Source organism: Novosphingobium sp. TK46 (assembly GCF_055361525.1).
In genome coordinates this window covers 3,474,631-3,490,531 of the sequence record NZ_CM143963.1, presented here as the reverse complement: position 1 = coordinate 3,490,531, position 15,901 = coordinate 3,474,631, and the positions used below count along the sequence as shown (strand labels likewise).

General features: G+C 64.1%; 14 protein-coding genes. 10 read left to right on the top strand and 4 right to left on the bottom strand.

The window, feature by feature from the left end; translation table 11 throughout:
• Positions 1-66: 66 nt before the first annotated feature.
• Complete coding sequence (glyS, locus tag ACXJ1Z_RS16690; RefSeq protein ID WP_463778186.1) at positions 67-2,385, bottom strand: glycine--tRNA ligase subunit beta; 2,319 nt, start codon at positions 2,383-2,385, stop codon at positions 67-69.
• Entirely contained in the window at positions 2,382-3,284 is a 903-nt protein-coding gene (locus ACXJ1Z_RS16685; RefSeq protein ID WP_463778184.1) for a glycine--tRNA ligase subunit alpha, read from the bottom strand. Before ACXJ1Z_RS16685 ends, glyS begins: the two co-directional genes overlap by 4 nt.
• 108 nt (positions 3,285-3,392) lie before the next feature.
• Between ACXJ1Z_RS16685 and ACXJ1Z_RS16680 the strand changes: the two genes are divergently transcribed.
• The 6 genes from ACXJ1Z_RS16680 (at position 3,393) to ACXJ1Z_RS16655 (ending at position 8,673) form a co-directional block, all read left to right on the top strand.
• A complete protein-coding gene (locus ACXJ1Z_RS16680; protein ID WP_463778183.1) occupies positions 3,393-4,295 on the top strand; it encodes a TraB/GumN family protein in 903 nt (300 codons plus the stop codon).
• Entirely contained in the window at positions 4,292-5,191 is a 900-nt protein-coding gene (locus tag ACXJ1Z_RS16675; protein ID WP_463778182.1) for a TraB/GumN family protein, read from the top strand. Before ACXJ1Z_RS16680 ends, ACXJ1Z_RS16675 begins: the two co-directional genes overlap by 4 nt.
• A gap of 137 nt (positions 5,192-5,328) precedes the next feature.
• Positions 5,329-5,946 (top strand): 50S ribosomal protein L25/general stress protein Ctc, encoded by a 618-nt coding sequence (locus ACXJ1Z_RS16670; protein ID WP_463778180.1) that lies wholly within the window; start codon positions 5,329-5,331, stop codon positions 5,944-5,946.
• A gap of 105 nt (positions 5,947-6,051) precedes the next feature.
• On the top strand, positions 6,052-6,621 hold the full coding sequence (gene pth, locus ACXJ1Z_RS16665; RefSeq protein WP_463778179.1) for an aminoacyl-tRNA hydrolase: 570 nt from the start codon (positions 6,052-6,054) through the stop codon (positions 6,619-6,621).
• A 66-nt stretch (positions 6,622-6,687) separates the two neighbouring features.
• Positions 6,688-7,788 (top strand): redox-regulated ATPase YchF, encoded by a 1,101-nt coding sequence (gene ychF / locus ACXJ1Z_RS16660; RefSeq protein ID WP_463778178.1) that lies wholly within the window; start codon positions 6,688-6,690, stop codon positions 7,786-7,788.
• Between the two features lie 105 nt (positions 7,789-7,893).
• Entirely contained in the window at positions 7,894-8,673 is a 780-nt protein-coding gene (locus ACXJ1Z_RS16655) for a DUF1206 domain-containing protein (RefSeq protein ID WP_463778176.1), read from the top strand.
• A 14-nt stretch (positions 8,674-8,687) separates the two neighbouring features.
• Here ACXJ1Z_RS16655 and ACXJ1Z_RS16650 read toward each other — a convergent pair whose 3' ends face one another.
• On the bottom strand, positions 8,688-9,209 hold the full coding sequence (locus tag ACXJ1Z_RS16650; RefSeq protein WP_463778174.1) for a hypothetical protein: 522 nt from the start codon (positions 9,207-9,209) through the stop codon (positions 8,688-8,690).
• Positions 9,206-10,993 carry a DNA mismatch repair endonuclease MutL gene (gene mutL / locus ACXJ1Z_RS16645; protein ID WP_463778173.1) on the bottom strand — a complete coding sequence of 596 codons (1,788 nt, stop codon included), beginning with the start codon at positions 10,991-10,993 and terminating at the stop codon, positions 9,206-9,208. Before mutL ends, ACXJ1Z_RS16650 begins: the two co-directional genes overlap by 4 nt.
• A 187-nt stretch (positions 10,994-11,180) precedes the next feature.
• Between mutL and ACXJ1Z_RS16640 the strand changes: the two genes are divergently transcribed.
• From ACXJ1Z_RS16640 to mrdA, 4 genes are all read left to right on the top strand, one after another.
• Complete coding sequence (locus tag ACXJ1Z_RS16640) at positions 11,181-12,227, top strand: rod shape-determining protein (protein ID WP_463778171.1); 1,047 nt, start codon at positions 11,181-11,183, stop codon at positions 12,225-12,227.
• Positions 12,228-12,283: 56 nt separating this feature from the next.
• Entirely contained in the window at positions 12,284-13,165 is an 882-nt protein-coding gene (locus tag ACXJ1Z_RS16635; protein WP_463778170.1) for a rod shape-determining protein MreC, read from the top strand.
• A gap of 106 nt (positions 13,166-13,271) precedes the next feature.
• A complete protein-coding gene (gene mreD / locus ACXJ1Z_RS16630; RefSeq protein ID WP_463778169.1) occupies positions 13,272-13,727 on the top strand; it encodes a rod shape-determining protein MreD in 456 nt (151 codons plus the stop codon).
• Complete coding sequence (gene mrdA, locus ACXJ1Z_RS16625) at positions 13,724-15,796, top strand: penicillin-binding protein 2 (protein ID WP_463778167.1); 2,073 nt, start codon at positions 13,724-13,726, stop codon at positions 15,794-15,796. Before mreD ends, mrdA begins: the two co-directional genes overlap by 4 nt.
• Positions 15,797-15,901 lie beyond the last annotated feature (105 nt).

Here is a 15,901-nt window from a genome sequence, read left to right as displayed (position 1 = left end):
GCCCTCGGACAAGCTCTATGTCTTCAAGCGTGATGCACCATCGCAGCTACGCTCGGTGCAGCCGGATCAGCCCTCGATACGCGAGAAGTCAGCAACATTGTGCACTGCAGCACGAAATTGATCAAGCAGCGCCAGACGTGCATTGCGTTTGACCGGATCGGGATCGTTGATCATCACCGAATCGAAGAACGCGTCGATAGGCCCGCGCAGCGAAGCCAGCGCCGCCATCGCCCCGGCAAAGTCCTCGGTCGCCACAGCCTTCTCCGCTTGTGGAGTGGCGAGAGCGAGCGCGTCGATCAGCGCCTGCTCGGCGGGTTCGGGCGTGTGGCCGTGTTCCGCCTTATGGCGCTCAGCCATCTTGGCGGCGATGACAGCAGCGAGATCGGGATCGTCGACGCCGGCCAGAGGATCTTCCTCGCCAGTCTCGGCGATCTCGCCTTCGAGGCCGTGCCAGTCTTCCTTCTTGAGGATGTTGGCAGCGCGCTTGTAGCCGGCGAGCAGGTTGGCCCCGTCCTCGGTGCCGACAAACGCCTGCAGTGCATGGACGCGGGCGAGCAGGCGCACGAGATCGTCCTCGCCGCCGAGCGCGAACACGGCGTCGATCAGGTCGTGGCGGACGCCGGCCTCGCGTTGCTGGACTTTCAGACGGTCAGCAAAGAAGTCGAGGAGCCTGGCACGCGCGACCAGGACACGTTCGTCGAACTGTGCGCTCACTTCGGGCGAGATTGACTGCTCTCCCATCGCCTGGATCTGCTGACGCCGTTCAGCCTCGCTGAGTGGACTTCCGGATGCGGCGCGGGTCTCGACCAGCACTTCGAAGGCCTTTCCAAGCTCATAGCCACGGATACGTGGGCTCAAGGCCCCCATCTGGCGTCGCAAGGGCTCAAGAAGACCGAACCGGAGGCTGTTTCGCTGCACCAACTCGATGGCGCCCAGCGTCGCACGCCGAAGCGCGAAGGGATCCTTCGAACCTGTAGGAGGCATGTCACCGATGAAGAAGCTTGCCAGCGTGTCGAGCTTGTCTGCCAGCGCCACCGCGACCGTCACCGGCGCGGTGGGCACCGCGTCGCCTTGCCCGACGGGCTTGTAGTGGTCGCGGATGGCGTCGGCGACGGCCTCGGGCAGACCCTCGGCGCGGGCGTAGTAGCCGCCCATCAGGCCCTGGAGCTCTGGGAACTCGCCGACGATCTCGGTCACGAGGTCGGCCTTGCACAACTCGGCCGCCTGCCGCGCCAGAACCGGATCGCAGTTGGGGACGATGCCTTCGCCCGCCAGCCACTCGGCCAGCATCGCGACACGCTCGACCTTATCGGCGACGGTGCCAAGCTTCTCGTGGAAGGTGATGCGCCCCAGCTTCTTCGCTTGCCTCTCCAGCGTGGTCTTGCGGTCGGTGTCCCAGAAGAACCGCGCATCCGAGAGCCGCGCCGCGAGGACCTTGCGGTTGCCGGCGACGACGCCCGCGCCCCCGTCATGCGCCTCGATGTTGGCGGTGCAGACGAAGGCGTTGGCAAGCTTGCCGGCACTGTCCTCGCAGACGAAATACTTCTGGTTCACGCGGGCGGTTAGCTGGATGACTTCGGGCGGAACCGCAAGAAACCCCTCGTCGAAGCGGCCGAGCAGCGGCACCGGCCATTCGGTCAATCCGGCGTTTTCGATCACCAGGCTCTCGTCCGCGACCAGTGTCAGGCCGTCGAGCGTCGCCACTTCCGCCGCGCCTAGGCGTACGACGTCCTGGCGCTCCTCGTGGCTGACGATGACGTGGCAGGCGCGCAGCTTGTCGGCATAGTCGTGCGCGCCGCCGATGGTGATCGCGCCGGGATGGTGGAAGCGGTGGCCGACCGTGGCGTAGCCGCTGGTCACGCCGCCGACTTCGCAAGGCACCAACTCCTCGCCGAAAATGGCGACGATGCCCGAAAGTGGGCGCACCCAGCGCGGGGACTCGGTGCTGATCGAGGCTGCGCCCCAGCGCATCGACTTGGGCCAGGGGAACGCGCGCACGATCGCGGGGATGGCCTGCGCCAACACCTCGGCGACGGCGCGGCCGGGCTTCTCGACCACGGCGAAGTAGGTGCCCTTGCCCTTGATCTCACGCACTTCGAGCTGGTCCTGCGTCAGGCCGACCTTGCGCAGGAAGCCTTCCAGCGCCTGAGGCGGGACACCGACCGCCGGCCCCTTGGTCTCTTCGCTGATGGCTTGCGTCGCCTCGGGCAAGTCATGTGCGATCAGGGCGAGGCGGCGCGGCGTCGACCACACCGTGATCTTGCCTGCCTCCAGCCCGGCCGCAGCAAGCTCCTTGCGGAACAGCTTTTCGAGGTCCGCGCGCCCGCCGGCCTGCATGCGGGCGGGAATTTCCTCGGAGCGCAGTTCGAGCAGGAAGTCGGTCATACGGTCCACCCGGCGTAGTCACTGGCCCAGCGCGCTTGGTTCTTCTCGATCCACGCCTGGCAGGCGCCCTTGGCGAGATCGCGGACGCGGCCGATGTAGCTGGCGCGCTCCTGCACCGAGATCACGCCGCGTGCCTGGAGCAGGTTGAACAAGTGGCTGGCCTCGATCGCCTGGTCGTAGGCGGCAAGCGGCACGTTCGCCTTGATGCAGCGCTGCGCCTCGGTCTCGGCGTGGCGGAAGCCGGCGAACAGCTGGTCAGTGTCGGCGACCTCGAAGTTGTACTTCGACATTTCCTGCTCGTTGGCGAGGAACACGTCGCCGTAGGACACGCCCTGGTCGTTGAACCGCAAATCGTAGACGCGATCGACACCCTGGATGTACATGGCCAGGCGTTCGAGGCCATAGGTCAGCTCTCCCGCGACCGGCTTGCAGTCGTAGCCACCGATCTGCTGGAAGTAGGTGAACTGCGTCACCTCCATGCCGTCGCACCAGACTTCCCAACCCAGGCCCCATGCGCCTAGCGTCGGGCTCTCCCAGTCGTCCTCGACGAAGCGGATATCGTGCGCGAGCGGATCGACGCCGATGGCCGCCAAGCTAGCGAGGTAAAGCTCCTGCAGGTCCGCCGGGTTGGGCTTCAGGATCACCTGATACTGGTAATAGTGCTGCAGCCGGTTCGGGTTCTCGCCATAGCGGCCATCGGTCGGCCGGCGCGAGGGCTGGACGTAGGCGGCCTTCCACGGCTCCGGGCCTAGAGCGCGCAAGGTGGTCGCCGGGTGGAACGTACCCGCACCCATGCGCATGTCGTAGGGCTGCAGGATGGCGCAGCCCTGCTTGCTCCAGAACGCGTGGAGCGTCAGGATCATGTCCTGGAAACTGAGCGAAGTCGGAAGGTCTGACATGGGGTCGCGCTTTGGCGCACGGTCGGGAACGGGTCAACAATGCAGTCGGCGGCGCCAGGCCGCAATCGTTCATCGACGCTTGATACATAGTGCCTATAAGGCCGGCCGATGACATCCTTGCGCCGCGTGCTGCCCGCCCTGCTCTCCCCGCTTCTCCTGCTTTTCGCTCCCGCCTCGGGATGGGCCAAAGAGGCTGCGCCTGCTCAGGTCGCGGTCAATGCCAGACCGGCGCTGTGGAAGGTGTCGGACAAGGACACGACGATCTGGCTGTTCGGCACGATCCATATCCTGCCCGCCGGCATCGAATGGTACGCGGGGCCGATCGCCACCGCGCTGGAAGGATCGGACACGCTGGTGACCGAGATCGTCGATCAGGCCGATCCGGCAGTTCAAGCACGAATCGGCCAGATCGCCTTGTCCGATCCGCCGGCCAACTTGCGTGAGAAGCTGCCTTCCGCAGAACGCATGCAATATGAGGCCGCGCTGACGGCGCTGCAGCTCCCAGTGTCGGCGTTCGACGCCAACGACCCTTGGTATGCCGCCGTGGCGCTATCCACCTTGCCGCTGATCAAGGATGGCTACGGCGTCATGAGCGGCGCCGAGGCGCTGCTGGTCGCCAAGGCAGCGGGCAAGCAGCACATCGGCCTCGAGACGGCAGAATCGCAGCTCACGCTGTTCGATACGCTTCCCCACGATACCCAGGTCAAATACCTGGGCGAGGTTCTGAAGGATCTGCCCAAGGTCCGCGAAGAGGTGCACGCGATGATCGAAGCCTGGAAAGCGGGCAAGGCCGACGAACTCGCGCGGCTGATGAACGAGGATGAGAGCGATCCGATGTTGATGAGGATTCTTCTGGTCGATCGCAACAAGGCGTGGGCGACGTGGATCGAGGATCGCCTGAAACAGCCGGGAACGGTGTTCGTCGCGGTCGGCGCGGGCCATCTCGCCGGCAAGGACAGCGTTCAGGCGCAACTCGCGAAGGATCGGATCAGGGCGAAGCGCGTGCAGTGACCACCAGCCTGCCTGTGTCGAACGTTGTTCGCATCGGGAAAAGCCTGCGCGCGTCTTTCCTGGCCGTGCTCGTGCTGGCAGCCGGTTGTAACCGTGCGGCCATTCCTGCCGATCCGGCGATCTGGCGGGTATCGGGTAAGCATGGCGAAGAAGCATGGCTGTTCGGAACCATACATGCCGCTCCGCAGCCGTTGGCATGGCGGTCGACGAAAGTCGACGCGGCGCTATCCCGATCTAGCGAAGTCATGGTCGAAGTCGCCAACATCGCCGACGACCAAGCCATTTCGCGCAGCTTTGCCGCCTTGTCGCGAACGCCGGGACTGCCGCCGGTAGAGCAGCGGGTCGCCCCGCAGAAGCACCGGGCCCTTGCCAGAATGATGGCGGATCGCGGTGTCGATGGCGATGACTTGCGCGATGTCGAGACCTGGGCCATCGCGCTGACACTTGCGCGTCCCGCCAGCGGCGGCAATGCGGCCAACGGCATCGATCGCGCGGTCTTGGCAGCAGCGTCGGGCAAGCGGGTGATAGAACTTGAAGGCGCGACGGGCCAGCTTGCCATATTCGACCGTCTTCCCGAAACGGAGCAACGCGATCTTCTCGGCTACGTGATTGCGGATGCCGGCGTGCTGGATGACGAAGCCGACTTCGTCGATACGTGGCGGCGGGGCGACATGGACCGCATCGAGGCGGAGACGCAAAGCGGCCTGCTCGCCGATCGCGACCTGCGCGAAGCGCTGTTTACCGCCCGCAATCGCAGCTGGCGCGAGCGGATCGTCCGAGAAATCCGTGCCGGCCGCCGCCCGTTCGTCGCTGTCGGGGCGGCGCACATGGCGGGGCCCGACGGGCTCGTCGCGATGTTGCAGCACGCCGGCTACACCGTAGAGCGACTGCGGTGAGCCTTGCTTTCACGGGCATTTGCCGCTAGGGGCCCGCGCTTCCCGGCTATGGTCATCCCTGGAGGCGTAGCGGGAAAGGACGTGCCGGCAAGCGGCGCGCTCCTTACACATACAACGAATCCGAAAGGCACGTTATCATGAGCGATACGCTGAACCTGCCGGCCGAGACGCGCGAAGGGCTTGGCAAGGGAGCCTCCCGTGTGCTGCGTCGCGAAGGCCGCGTTCCCGCCGTTATCTACGGCAACAAGGAAGAGCCCCTGGCGATCCACGTCGAAGCGAAGCTGCTGGCTCGCATGCTGGACACCGGGCACTTCATGAACTCGATCGTCGAACTCGAAGTCGGCGGTCGTAAGGTGCGTACGCTCCCCAAGGACGTTGCCTTCCATCCCGTCACCGCGCGTGCGCTGCACGTCGACTTCCTGCGGCTTGCGAAGAACGCGACCGTTCACGTCAACGTGCCGGTGGTATTCACCAACGAGGAAGCTGCCCCCGGCCTGAAGCGCGGTGGTGTTCTCAATGTCGTGCGTCACGAGCTTGAGCTGGTCTGCGATGCGAACAGCATTCCGGACGAGATCATCGTCGACGTGACTGGCGCCGAGATCGGCGATTCGATCCACATCCATAGCGTGACGCTGCCCAAGGGCGTCGAGAGCGCGATCACGGATCGTGACTTCACCATCGCCACCATCGTCGCTCCTTCGGCTCTCAAGAGCGCCGATGGCGAAGAGGGCGAAGAAGAAGCCACCGCGGAATAATCCACGTCCGGAGCAAGCCGGACAGGAGTTCGGGCAAGACCTCGCCATCTCGATCGGGTGGCGGGGTCTTACTGTTTTATCGTAGGTCCGGATCGGAGAAGCGCGATGCAATTGTGGGTCGGCCTCGGCAATCCCGGCGCGCAATACGCGATGCACCGCCACAACGTCGGCTTCATGGTCGCCGATACCCTGGCGGAAGTGCATGGGTTTGGCCCGGTGCAGAAGAAGTTTCAAGGCTGGTTGCAGGAAGGGCGCATCGGGACGGAGAAGATCCTGCTGCTCAAGCCCGCGACCTTCATGAACGAAAGCGGCCGGGCCGTCGGCGAGGCGATGCGCTTCTACAAGCTCGGCCTCGAGGCGCTCACGGTGTTTCACGACGAGCTCGACCTCGCGCCGTTCAAGGTCAAGGTGAAGCAAGGCGGCGGCACCGCCGGCCACAACGGGCTGCGTTCGATCGACCAGCATCTGGGCGCCGATTTTCGACGGGTGCGCCTCGGCATCGGGCACCCGGGGCATAAGGACCGCGTGACCGGCTACGTATTGGGCAACTACACCAAGGCCGAGGTGGACGATCTGGCCGACATGCTCGGAGCCATCGCGGCCGAAGCCGAGTGGCTGGCAAAAGGCGACGGGACGCGGTTCATGAATGACATTGCCCTGCGGCAGCAGGACTAAGCCCGTCTGGCTTTCACCGGTCCTGACCGCTATGGGCCGCGCACAATCTATACACCGGAGCATATCATGGGTTTTCGTTGCGGGATCGTCGGCCTGCCAAACGTCGGCAAGTCGACCCTGTTCAATGCGCTGACGGAGACGCAGGCGGCGCAGGCGGCGAACTATCCGTTCTGCACGATCGAGCCCAATGTCGGCCAGGTCGGCGTGCCCGATCCGCGCCTCGACAAGCTGGCCGAGATCGCCAAGTCGGCCAAGATCGTGCCGACGCAGCTCTCATTCGTGGACATCGCCGGCCTGGTGCGCGGCGCTTCCAAGGGCGAGGGCCTGGGCAACCAGTTCCTCGGCAACATCCGCGAGGTCGACGCGGTGGTGCACGTGCTGCGCTGCTTCGAGAACGACGACATCCAGCACGTCGAAAACAAGGTCGACCCGATCGCCGACGCCGAGACGGTCGAGACCGAACTGCTCCTTTCCGACCTCGAAAGCCTGGAGAAGCGCGTTCCCGCTGCCCAGAAGAAGGCGGCGCAGGGTGACAAGGAAATGAAGATCACCGCCAGCGTGCTGGGCCAGGCGCTCGAGCTGCTGCGTGAGGGCAAGCCCGCGCGGCTGACCAAACCGGCCGATGAGGAAGAGGAGCGCGTGTTCCGCCAGGCGCAGCTGCTCACCGCCAAGCCTGTCCTCTACGTCTGCAACGTCGAGGAAGAAGCTGCAGCCGACGGTAACGCCTTTTCCAAGCGTGTGTTCGAGCGCGCCGCCGCCGAAGGCGCCAGCGCCGTCATCGTCTCGGCCGCGATCGAGTCCGAACTGACCGGCATGGAGATCGAGGAGCGCCTTGCGTTCCTCGAAGAGATGGGCCTGCATGAAACCGGCCTCGCCCGGATCATCCGCGCCGGCTACGACCTGCTCGATCTGCTGACCTTCTTCACCGTCGGGCCCAAGGAAGCGCGCGCCTGGACCGTGCACAAGGGCGCCAAGGCGCCCGAGGCTGCGGGCGAGATCCACTCCGACATGCAGCGCGGCTTTATCCGCGCAGAGACGATCGCATTCGACGACTTCGTGTCGCTGGGCGGCGAAGCGCCCGCACGCGACGCCGGCAAGCTGCGCCAGGAGGGCAAGGAATACGTCGTGCACGACGGCGACGTCATGCACTTCAAGTTCAATGTCTGAGCGATTGCGCAGTCGGGCACGATTGCCGCTCCCGCGCATTTAGCCCGCAACGGCAGCGGGGGAGCATGCGCGGTGGTAATTGATAAGTCAGAAAAGATAATCTGGTTGGCCAGGCTGGGCTATGCGGTGCGTGGTCTGGTTTATCTGTTGCTGGGCTATCTGCTGCTGTCGGCCACCGGCAAGGACGAAGTGAGCAACGGCACCACCGGAGCGCTCGAGTATGTGCAGGATATCCCTGGCGGCACCGCGATCCTCTACGTGGCCGCGCTGGGGTTGATCGGATATGCCGTTTACAAGATGATTGCTTGCCTGTTCGATACCGAGCGACTTGGCTCGGATATCAAGGGCGTCGGCAAGCGAATCGCCTACCTTGTTAGTGCGGTTGCCTACGGTACGTTGTCGTGGACGGCGATACAGCTTGCCCGTGGAGCGCAGGCGGGCGGCGGAAACCAGAATCGGGAGATGGCCGCGACAGCGCTGACCTTCGATCTGGGGCCGGTGGCCCTGGGCCTGGCCGGGCTCGGCTTGCTGATTGGTGCCGGGGCGCAAGCCAAGAGTGCGTATGATCTGGGCTTCATGCGGCACATCGCGTCGGATGCGCCACCTGCCACTTGCTGGATCGGCCGCATCGGCCTGGCAACGCGGGCGGTGGTGTTCCTGCTGATGGGATGGTCGCTTCTGCGCTCGGGCTGGTTTTCCAGCAGCGCCGAAGTGCGTTCACTCGGGCAGGCGTTGCTCGATCTACGCGAGATGGGTCTGGGTTTCTCGATCATCGCGACCGGCATCGCCTTGTTCGGCGTGTTCAGCCTGATCACCGCAAGATATCGTATCATTCCCGACCCCGATCCCAAGCTGGATATCGGCGCCGCCCTACGCGGGCGATAAGGCGCGCGGCGTGCTCAATCCCCGAACGGTGCGGTGCAATTCACCTGACCTAAGGCGTTGAACGACACGCGTTGTTGCGCATCGTGGATGACGAGGCGACTGGGCCAGGCCTTGCCTCCGTTGCCATCCGCGATGCCGTCACCAGCCTGTGCGACAAGCTCGATCCATCCATCCAGCCCGACATAAGTCGATAGCGCGCCTGACGGCAGCTCGGCGCTACCGCTTTTCGCTGAAACGGGTTGCAGTACACCATCGATCTTCAGGAAGCCCCGATCGTGCTGGGCGACGAATAACGGCTCAGCCTCCGCCTTGCCCATCGGGCGAAACGTGCATCCGCTTTCCGCAAGATCGTAGCGGGCGAGATCGTCGCGCGTGAGCGGTTCCGGGATGACCGGCCTGAAAGGCGTCTGGTTCATGCGCTTGACCATGGCGACAGCTTGGGCATCGTCGATCGCCTTAGCTTTCGGATCCTTGTGCTCCTGACACCCGCCAAGCAAAGCGATTCCCAGCACCACCACAGCCGCACTACGCATCATTTTCGCCCGAACAGTTTCTCGATGTCGTGATGTGCGAGCTTAACCCAGGTGGGCCGGCCATGGTTGCATTGGCCTGATCGCGGCGTGCGTTCCATCTCTCGCAGCAGCGCATTCATCTCCGCGACTGACAGGGTGCGCCCTGCTCGTACCGACCCGTGGCACGCCATCGTCGCAAGCACGAGATCCAGCTTTTCGCCAAGCAGCAACGCGTCACCGTGCTTCGCCAGATCGTCTGCGATATCCCGCACCAACGAGGCGGCGTCGGCCTTGCCCAGCACCGACGGCACCGCGCGGACCAGCATCGCACCGGGACCGAAACGCTCCATTCCCAACCCGACCTTCGCCAGTTCATCGAGCTTGTCTTCGAGACGGTCGCAATCGACCTCTTCCAGTTCGACCACTTGGGGGAGCAGCAAGGCCTGACTGCGGGTCATCGCATCTTCGGCCCCCGCCGCCTTCAGCCTTTCCAGCACGAGGCGTTCATGCGCGGCATGCTGGTCGACGATGACCAGCCCGTCATCCGCCTCGGCAACGATGTAGGTCGCCGCGACTTGGCCGCGCGCGACGCCAAGCGGAAAGGCTGCGGAGGGCGCCTCCTCGGCCACCTCGGCGCGTGCCGAAGGCGGCGCCATCACGGGTTCATCCCGAGCATTCCAGGCTGTTCCCGCCTCCCGGACTTGGCTTGGCGCCGAGTGCTGGCGTGCGAACAACGAACCCAGCGAGGGCGCCGGCGCAGTCACGGGTTCCACCTGCCATGCCGACATCGCGCCGACCGCCGGGGCCTGCGCACTGCGCTGCCCTTGCGCTTCCAGCGCGTGACGCAGCGCACCGACGAGGAAGCCGCGTACGAAGGTAGGATCGCGGAAACGAACCTCGGTCTTGGCCGGATGCACGTTGACGTCGACGTCTTCCGCCGGAATTTGCAGGAACAAGGCCAGCACCGCGTGACGATCGCGTGCGAGCATATCGGCATAGGCGCCGCGAACGGCGCCGATCAGCAGGCGATCCTTCACCGGCCTGCCGTTCACGAAGAGGTATTGATGGTCGGCGACCCCGCGATTGAACGTCGGTAACCCGGCAACGCCGGTCAGCCTTGCCTCGCCTCTTTGCGCTTCGATGACGACTCCGTCTTCCGCCAGTTCGCGCGCGATCAGACGCGCGACCCTGGCCGCCAGCGCTTCATCCGGCTGGGTCGACAAGGTACGACGACCGTCGTGCTCCAGAGTGAAGCCGATCTCGGGTCGGGCCATCGCCAGCCGTCGCATCACGTCCAGACACGCCGCATACTCGGCACGAGCGGAGCGCAGGAACTTGCGGCGTGCCGGCACTTTCCCGAACAGATCCTCGACCCGGATGCGGGTTCCCGGCGGCAACGCGGCGGGGGCGTCGACCGACATGGCGCCATGATCGACGACCCTGCGCCAGCCGTCGGCGCTCGCTCCCGGGCGGCTTTCGATAGTCATTCTTGCAACACTGGCGATCGAAGGGAGTGCTTCTCCGCGAAAACCGAGCGTCGCGACCATTTCGATGCGCTCGTCGGGGAGTTTCGATGTCGCATGGCGCTCTAGCGCGAGCGCGATCTGGTCGGCATCCATGCCGCAGCCGTCGTCCGTAACCTCGATAAGATCGAGTCCACCGCCTGCCAATCGCACCGAGATCGTTCGCGCGCCGGCGTCGATGGCGTTTTCGACGAGTTCCTTCAACGCCGACGCCGGTCGCTCGACCACTTCTCCTGCGGCGATGCGATTGACGAGATCATCGGGTAGGCGGCGTATTTCCGGCATCGCATGGTCTGTAGCGACGAAACGCCGCGAATTCGAGACGGACCCGCGAAAACGCGTTGCACTGTGGACACAAATTTTTGGCGTTTGCCTAAAGCATGGGTTAAGGGACCGCCTTCCTCGTCACCCCCTGCTGGCTTGGTCACTTCGAAGGAAGCGGCCAAGCGACAGAGTATCCACGGATTTCCTGATGGCCTCGTTCATGTCGCGATTCTTCAAGTTCGGCTCGCAGAACATGGCCATCGATCTTGGTACGGCCAATACCCTTGTCTACGTGCAGGACCGCGGGATCGTCCTCAACGAACCGTCCGTCGTCGCGATCGAGACGCTTCATGGCGTCAAGAAGGTCAAGGCCGTGGGTGACGATGCCAAGATGATGATGGGCAAGACACCCGACAACATCGAAGCCATCCGTCCTTTGCGCGATGGCGTGATCGCCGACATCGAAATCGCGGAGGAGATGATCAAGCATTTCATCCGCAAGGTGCACGGCAAGAAAAGCCTGTTCCGCTATCCCGAGATCGTGATCTGCGTGCCATCGGGCTCCACCTCGGTCGAGCGGCGCGCGATCCGCGACGCCGCCAGCAACGCCGGTGCGAGCCAGGTCTATCTCATCCTCGAGCCGATGGCCGCGGCGATCGGCGCCGACATGCCCGTCACCGAGCCGGTCGGTTCGATGGTCGTCGATATCGGCGGCGGCACCACCGAGGTGGCCGTGCTTTCGCTTCGCGGCCTCGCTTACACGACGTCGGTGCGCGTCGGTGGCGACAAGATGGACGAGGCGATCGTCTCGTACGTGCGGCGGCACCATAACCTGCTCATCGGTGAAGCCACGGCGGAGCGGATCAAGAAGGACTACGGTATCGCCATGATGCCGGCTGACGGCGTCGGCGAGCTGATCCAGATCAAGGGCCGCGATCTCGTCAACGGTGTTCCCAAGGAGATCACCATCAGCCAGGCCAACGTCGCCGAGGCCTTGAGCGAGCCTATCGGCGCAATCATCGAGGGCGTGCGCATCGCGCTCGAAAATACCGCACCGGAACTGGCGGCGGATATCGTCGATCAGGGAATCGTCCTGACCGGTGGCGGTGCGCTGATCCAGGGTCTGGACGAATACTTGCGTGAAGAGACCGGGCTGCCTGTCAGCGTGGCCGAGGATCCGCTTTCCTGCGTTGCGCTCGGCACCGGGCGGGCGATGGAAGATCCGATATATCGCGGCGTATTGATGACCGCCTAAGCCTGCTTGGCTCGGCGCCTAGCTTGTAGCGCGCGCCGGAGAAGGAGAGACGCCGTATGGCGCCCCCAGCGAACCGGCGTTCGGGATACTCCCGCAGGGCGCAGTACACGATCTTCATCAGCTACTTCGCAGGCGTGGCCGGCGTCCTGATCGGCATCGTGATGCTGGTCGTGTCCTTCGTTCAGCCCAATGCATTCACCGGATTGCGGACGCTCGCCACCGACGTTACCCAGCCTGCAAACCAGGCTACGGCTACGGCGCGAGTAGCCGGCAAGGATGTGTTCGCCACCGTCGCCGGGTTCTTCAAGGCCGGCAGCGAACGCGCCCGGTTGGAGCGTGAGCTTGCTGTGGCCAAGACCCGTCTGGTCCAGTCTCGCGCTACGCAGGTCGAAAATCAACGCTTGAAGGCGCTGCTCGGTCTCGCGCGTCAGGATCCTCGCCCGGTAGTGGTGACCCGATTGACCAGTTCGACCGCCGCAAGCACCCGGCGCTTCGCCACGTTGGCATCGGGACAGGACGCCGGCGTCAAGAACGGCATGCCGGTGCGATCCGAACGAGGGCTGCTTGGCCGCGTGCTGGATGTCGGAAGCACAAGCTCTCGAGTATTGCTCGTCACCGATACCGAAAGCCTGGTTCCGGTACGGCGTGCCACCGATGGCGTGCCGGCCTTCGCCCAGGGTGTGGGGGACGGCAACATCCGCATCAAGCTGATCAATCTTGGCCTCAACCCGCTGCACAAGGGTGACGTATTCGTCACCTCGGGATCGGGTGGCCTCTATCGACCGGGCACTCCGATGGCAGTGGCCCGCGAAGTCACCCGTGATGGCGCGATCGCTCAGGTGCTCGCCAATCCGTCGGATGCAGACTACGTCATCGTCGACGATCTTTTTGCCCCGACCCCGCCCGCCGCCGTCGCACCCGTGCCGGACAGCAAGTGACGCTGCGATGAGATGGTTACCGTGGCTTGCGCCGGATGGAACGCAGCGCCCACGCATCAATCGCGCGCCATCGTCCATCCTGGCGCGGGCGGTTCCCTGGTTTACGGTGCTGCTCGCATCGCTGATGCCGGGGCTAGCCCTTATCGCGTCGGCACCGGTATTGCCGCCCTTCGGCTTTCTGGTCTTCATATCGTGGCGACAACTGCGTCCCGGGTTGCTGCCGGTTTGGGCTGGGCTTCCGCTGGGAATCTTCGACGATCTGTTCTCGGGACAACCTTTCGGGTCTGCAGTAATGCTGTTCTCGGCCGCCGCGATCGCCCTCGACATCATCGAAACGCGCTTGCCGTGGCGTAATTTCCTGACGGAATGGCTGGTGGCGATTGGCCTTATCATCGTCTATATCATCGCCGGGCTCGTGCTCGCGAACCTTGGCGGCGCCCACACCCCCCTTCATGTGACCTGGCCACAAATGGTGATCTCCATTCTCGCTTATCCCTTGGTCGGACGTTTCGTGGCGCTGGCTGATCGCCTTCGCTTGATACCGTTCGTGGAGATCAGATGACGATCCTCCGCCTTCGCCATGTCAGCATGGCGACATTGCGTAACAGCTTCGACCGTCGCAGCATGGTTATCGGCGCAATGCAGGGTGGCCTGGGAATGCTGCTGGCCAGTCGCCTGGGTTATCTGGCGATTCTCCAGAACAAGAAGTATGAGCTGGAATCCGAGAGCAATCGGGTAAACCTGTCACTCATTCCGCCGCGGCGCGGGTGGATCCTCGACCGGCATGGCTCGCCCCTCGCCTCCAATCGCGCGGACTTCCGCGTCGATGTCGTTCCCGAAAGGATGACGAACGAGGCCTACACCATCGGGGAACTGGCCAAGCTGCTGCGGATGACGCCGGTCGATCTTCAGGATCTTCGGGACAAGCTCGACAAGTCCCATGGCTTCGCGCCCGTCGAAGTCGCGACGGGGCTTGATTGGGATCGCTTCGCAGCAGTCAGCGTGCGCTTGCCGGACCTGCCGGGGGTGGTCACTCAGCGTGGCTTTTCCCGATACTATCCTACCGGTCCCTGCGTGGGCCACCTCGTCGGCTATGTCGGCCCGGCATCGGCGGAGGAGTACGAGAAGGAGAAGGATCCTTTGCTCGTCACCCCGGGATATAAAGTAGGCAAGGACGGGCTCGAGAAGATCTTCGAGAAGCGTCTGCGCGGTTCCCCGGGCGCGCGCCGGGTGGAGGTGACCGCCGGTGGCCGGATCGTGCGCGATCTCGAGACTCGCGACGACATACCCGGCAAGCCGATCAAGCTGACGATCGATGGCCCGCTGCAGGACTATGCGGCACGGCGCATCGGGCTGGAATCCGGCGCTGTCGTCGCGATGGATCTGCAAACGGGCGGCCTGCTGGCGATGGCTTCGATGCCAAGTTACGATCCGAACAGCTTTTCCGATGGCATCGGCCGCATCGAATGGAAGATGCTGGCGGACGACGATCACGTTCCGTTACGCAACAAGGTTCTAAGAGGCCTCTATCCGCCAGGCTCGACGGTCAAGCCGATGGTCGCGCTTTCGTTTCTCGAAGCTGGCCTGGATCCTCAAGAGAGCGTTTTCTGCGGCGGCGGGCTGCGCGTCGGCAACCGCGTGTTCCACTGCTGGAACCGCCGCGGACACGGCCAGGTCAACATGGCCAAGGGCATCTATCAAAGCTGCGACGTCTATTTTTATCATTTCGCCCAACGGATCGGCATGGATCCGATTGCAGCGATGGCGCGTCGACTGGGGCTGGGGCAGGAATTCAACCTTCCGGTTATCGGTCAGTCTTACGGTACGGTTCCGGACCCCGCCTGGAAGCGGCGCAAGTATGGCAAGGATTGGGCCATCTACGATACCGTCAACGCCACGATCGGTCAGGGATACTTCCTTGTAAACCCCCTGCAGCAAGCCGTCATGGCGTCGCGCATCGCTTCGGGGCGCATGCTGATGCCCAGCATGCTCTATTCCAGCCACCCGGCCCCAGCCCCGACCCTTGGGATACCGCAGGAACACCTCGACCTGATCCACAAGGCGATGTCCGACGTCGTCAACGGACCCGGCACCGCGCACAAGGCGGCCTTGCCGATCAAGGATGTCCTGCTTGCCGGCAAGACCGGCACTGCACAGGTGGTCGGCCTCAATATAGGCAACGGCAAAGGCGGCTTGTGGAAGCACCGAGACCACGGGCACTTCATCTGCTTCGCCCCCGCCGACAAGCCGCGCTATGCCGTAGCGGTGGTGATCGAGCATGGTGGTGGATCGGGTGCGGCCTATCCCATCGCGCGCGATGTAATGACCTATCTGTTCGACCCCGGCAAAGCGGTCGACGTCCTGCATGGATATGAAAAGGAATGGGGCGGAACCGCCAAGGAACGCCTAGACGCCAAGTACCGCAGCTATGCCGCCGCCTATGGCGAGAAAGCGCCGCAAGCCCCTTCGGAGGAGAAAGTGGAGGCAATCGACCAGGCGACCGAGCCCGCCCAGCCAATCGTCAACGATGCGCAAACGCCGCCACCCGAACCGGTGCTGCTGCCGCAGAGCCCGCCCAACACCACCGCGGCCGCACCCACTATCCCCATGCCACCTCCGATCGGCGATTGACGAGTCATATCGTAGAGCCGCGAGGACCTTCATCCCTACATTAGCATGCTCGCAAATCCTTGCCGACCGATCACCGCCAGACCATTTCAGAATGGTCGAAAGATG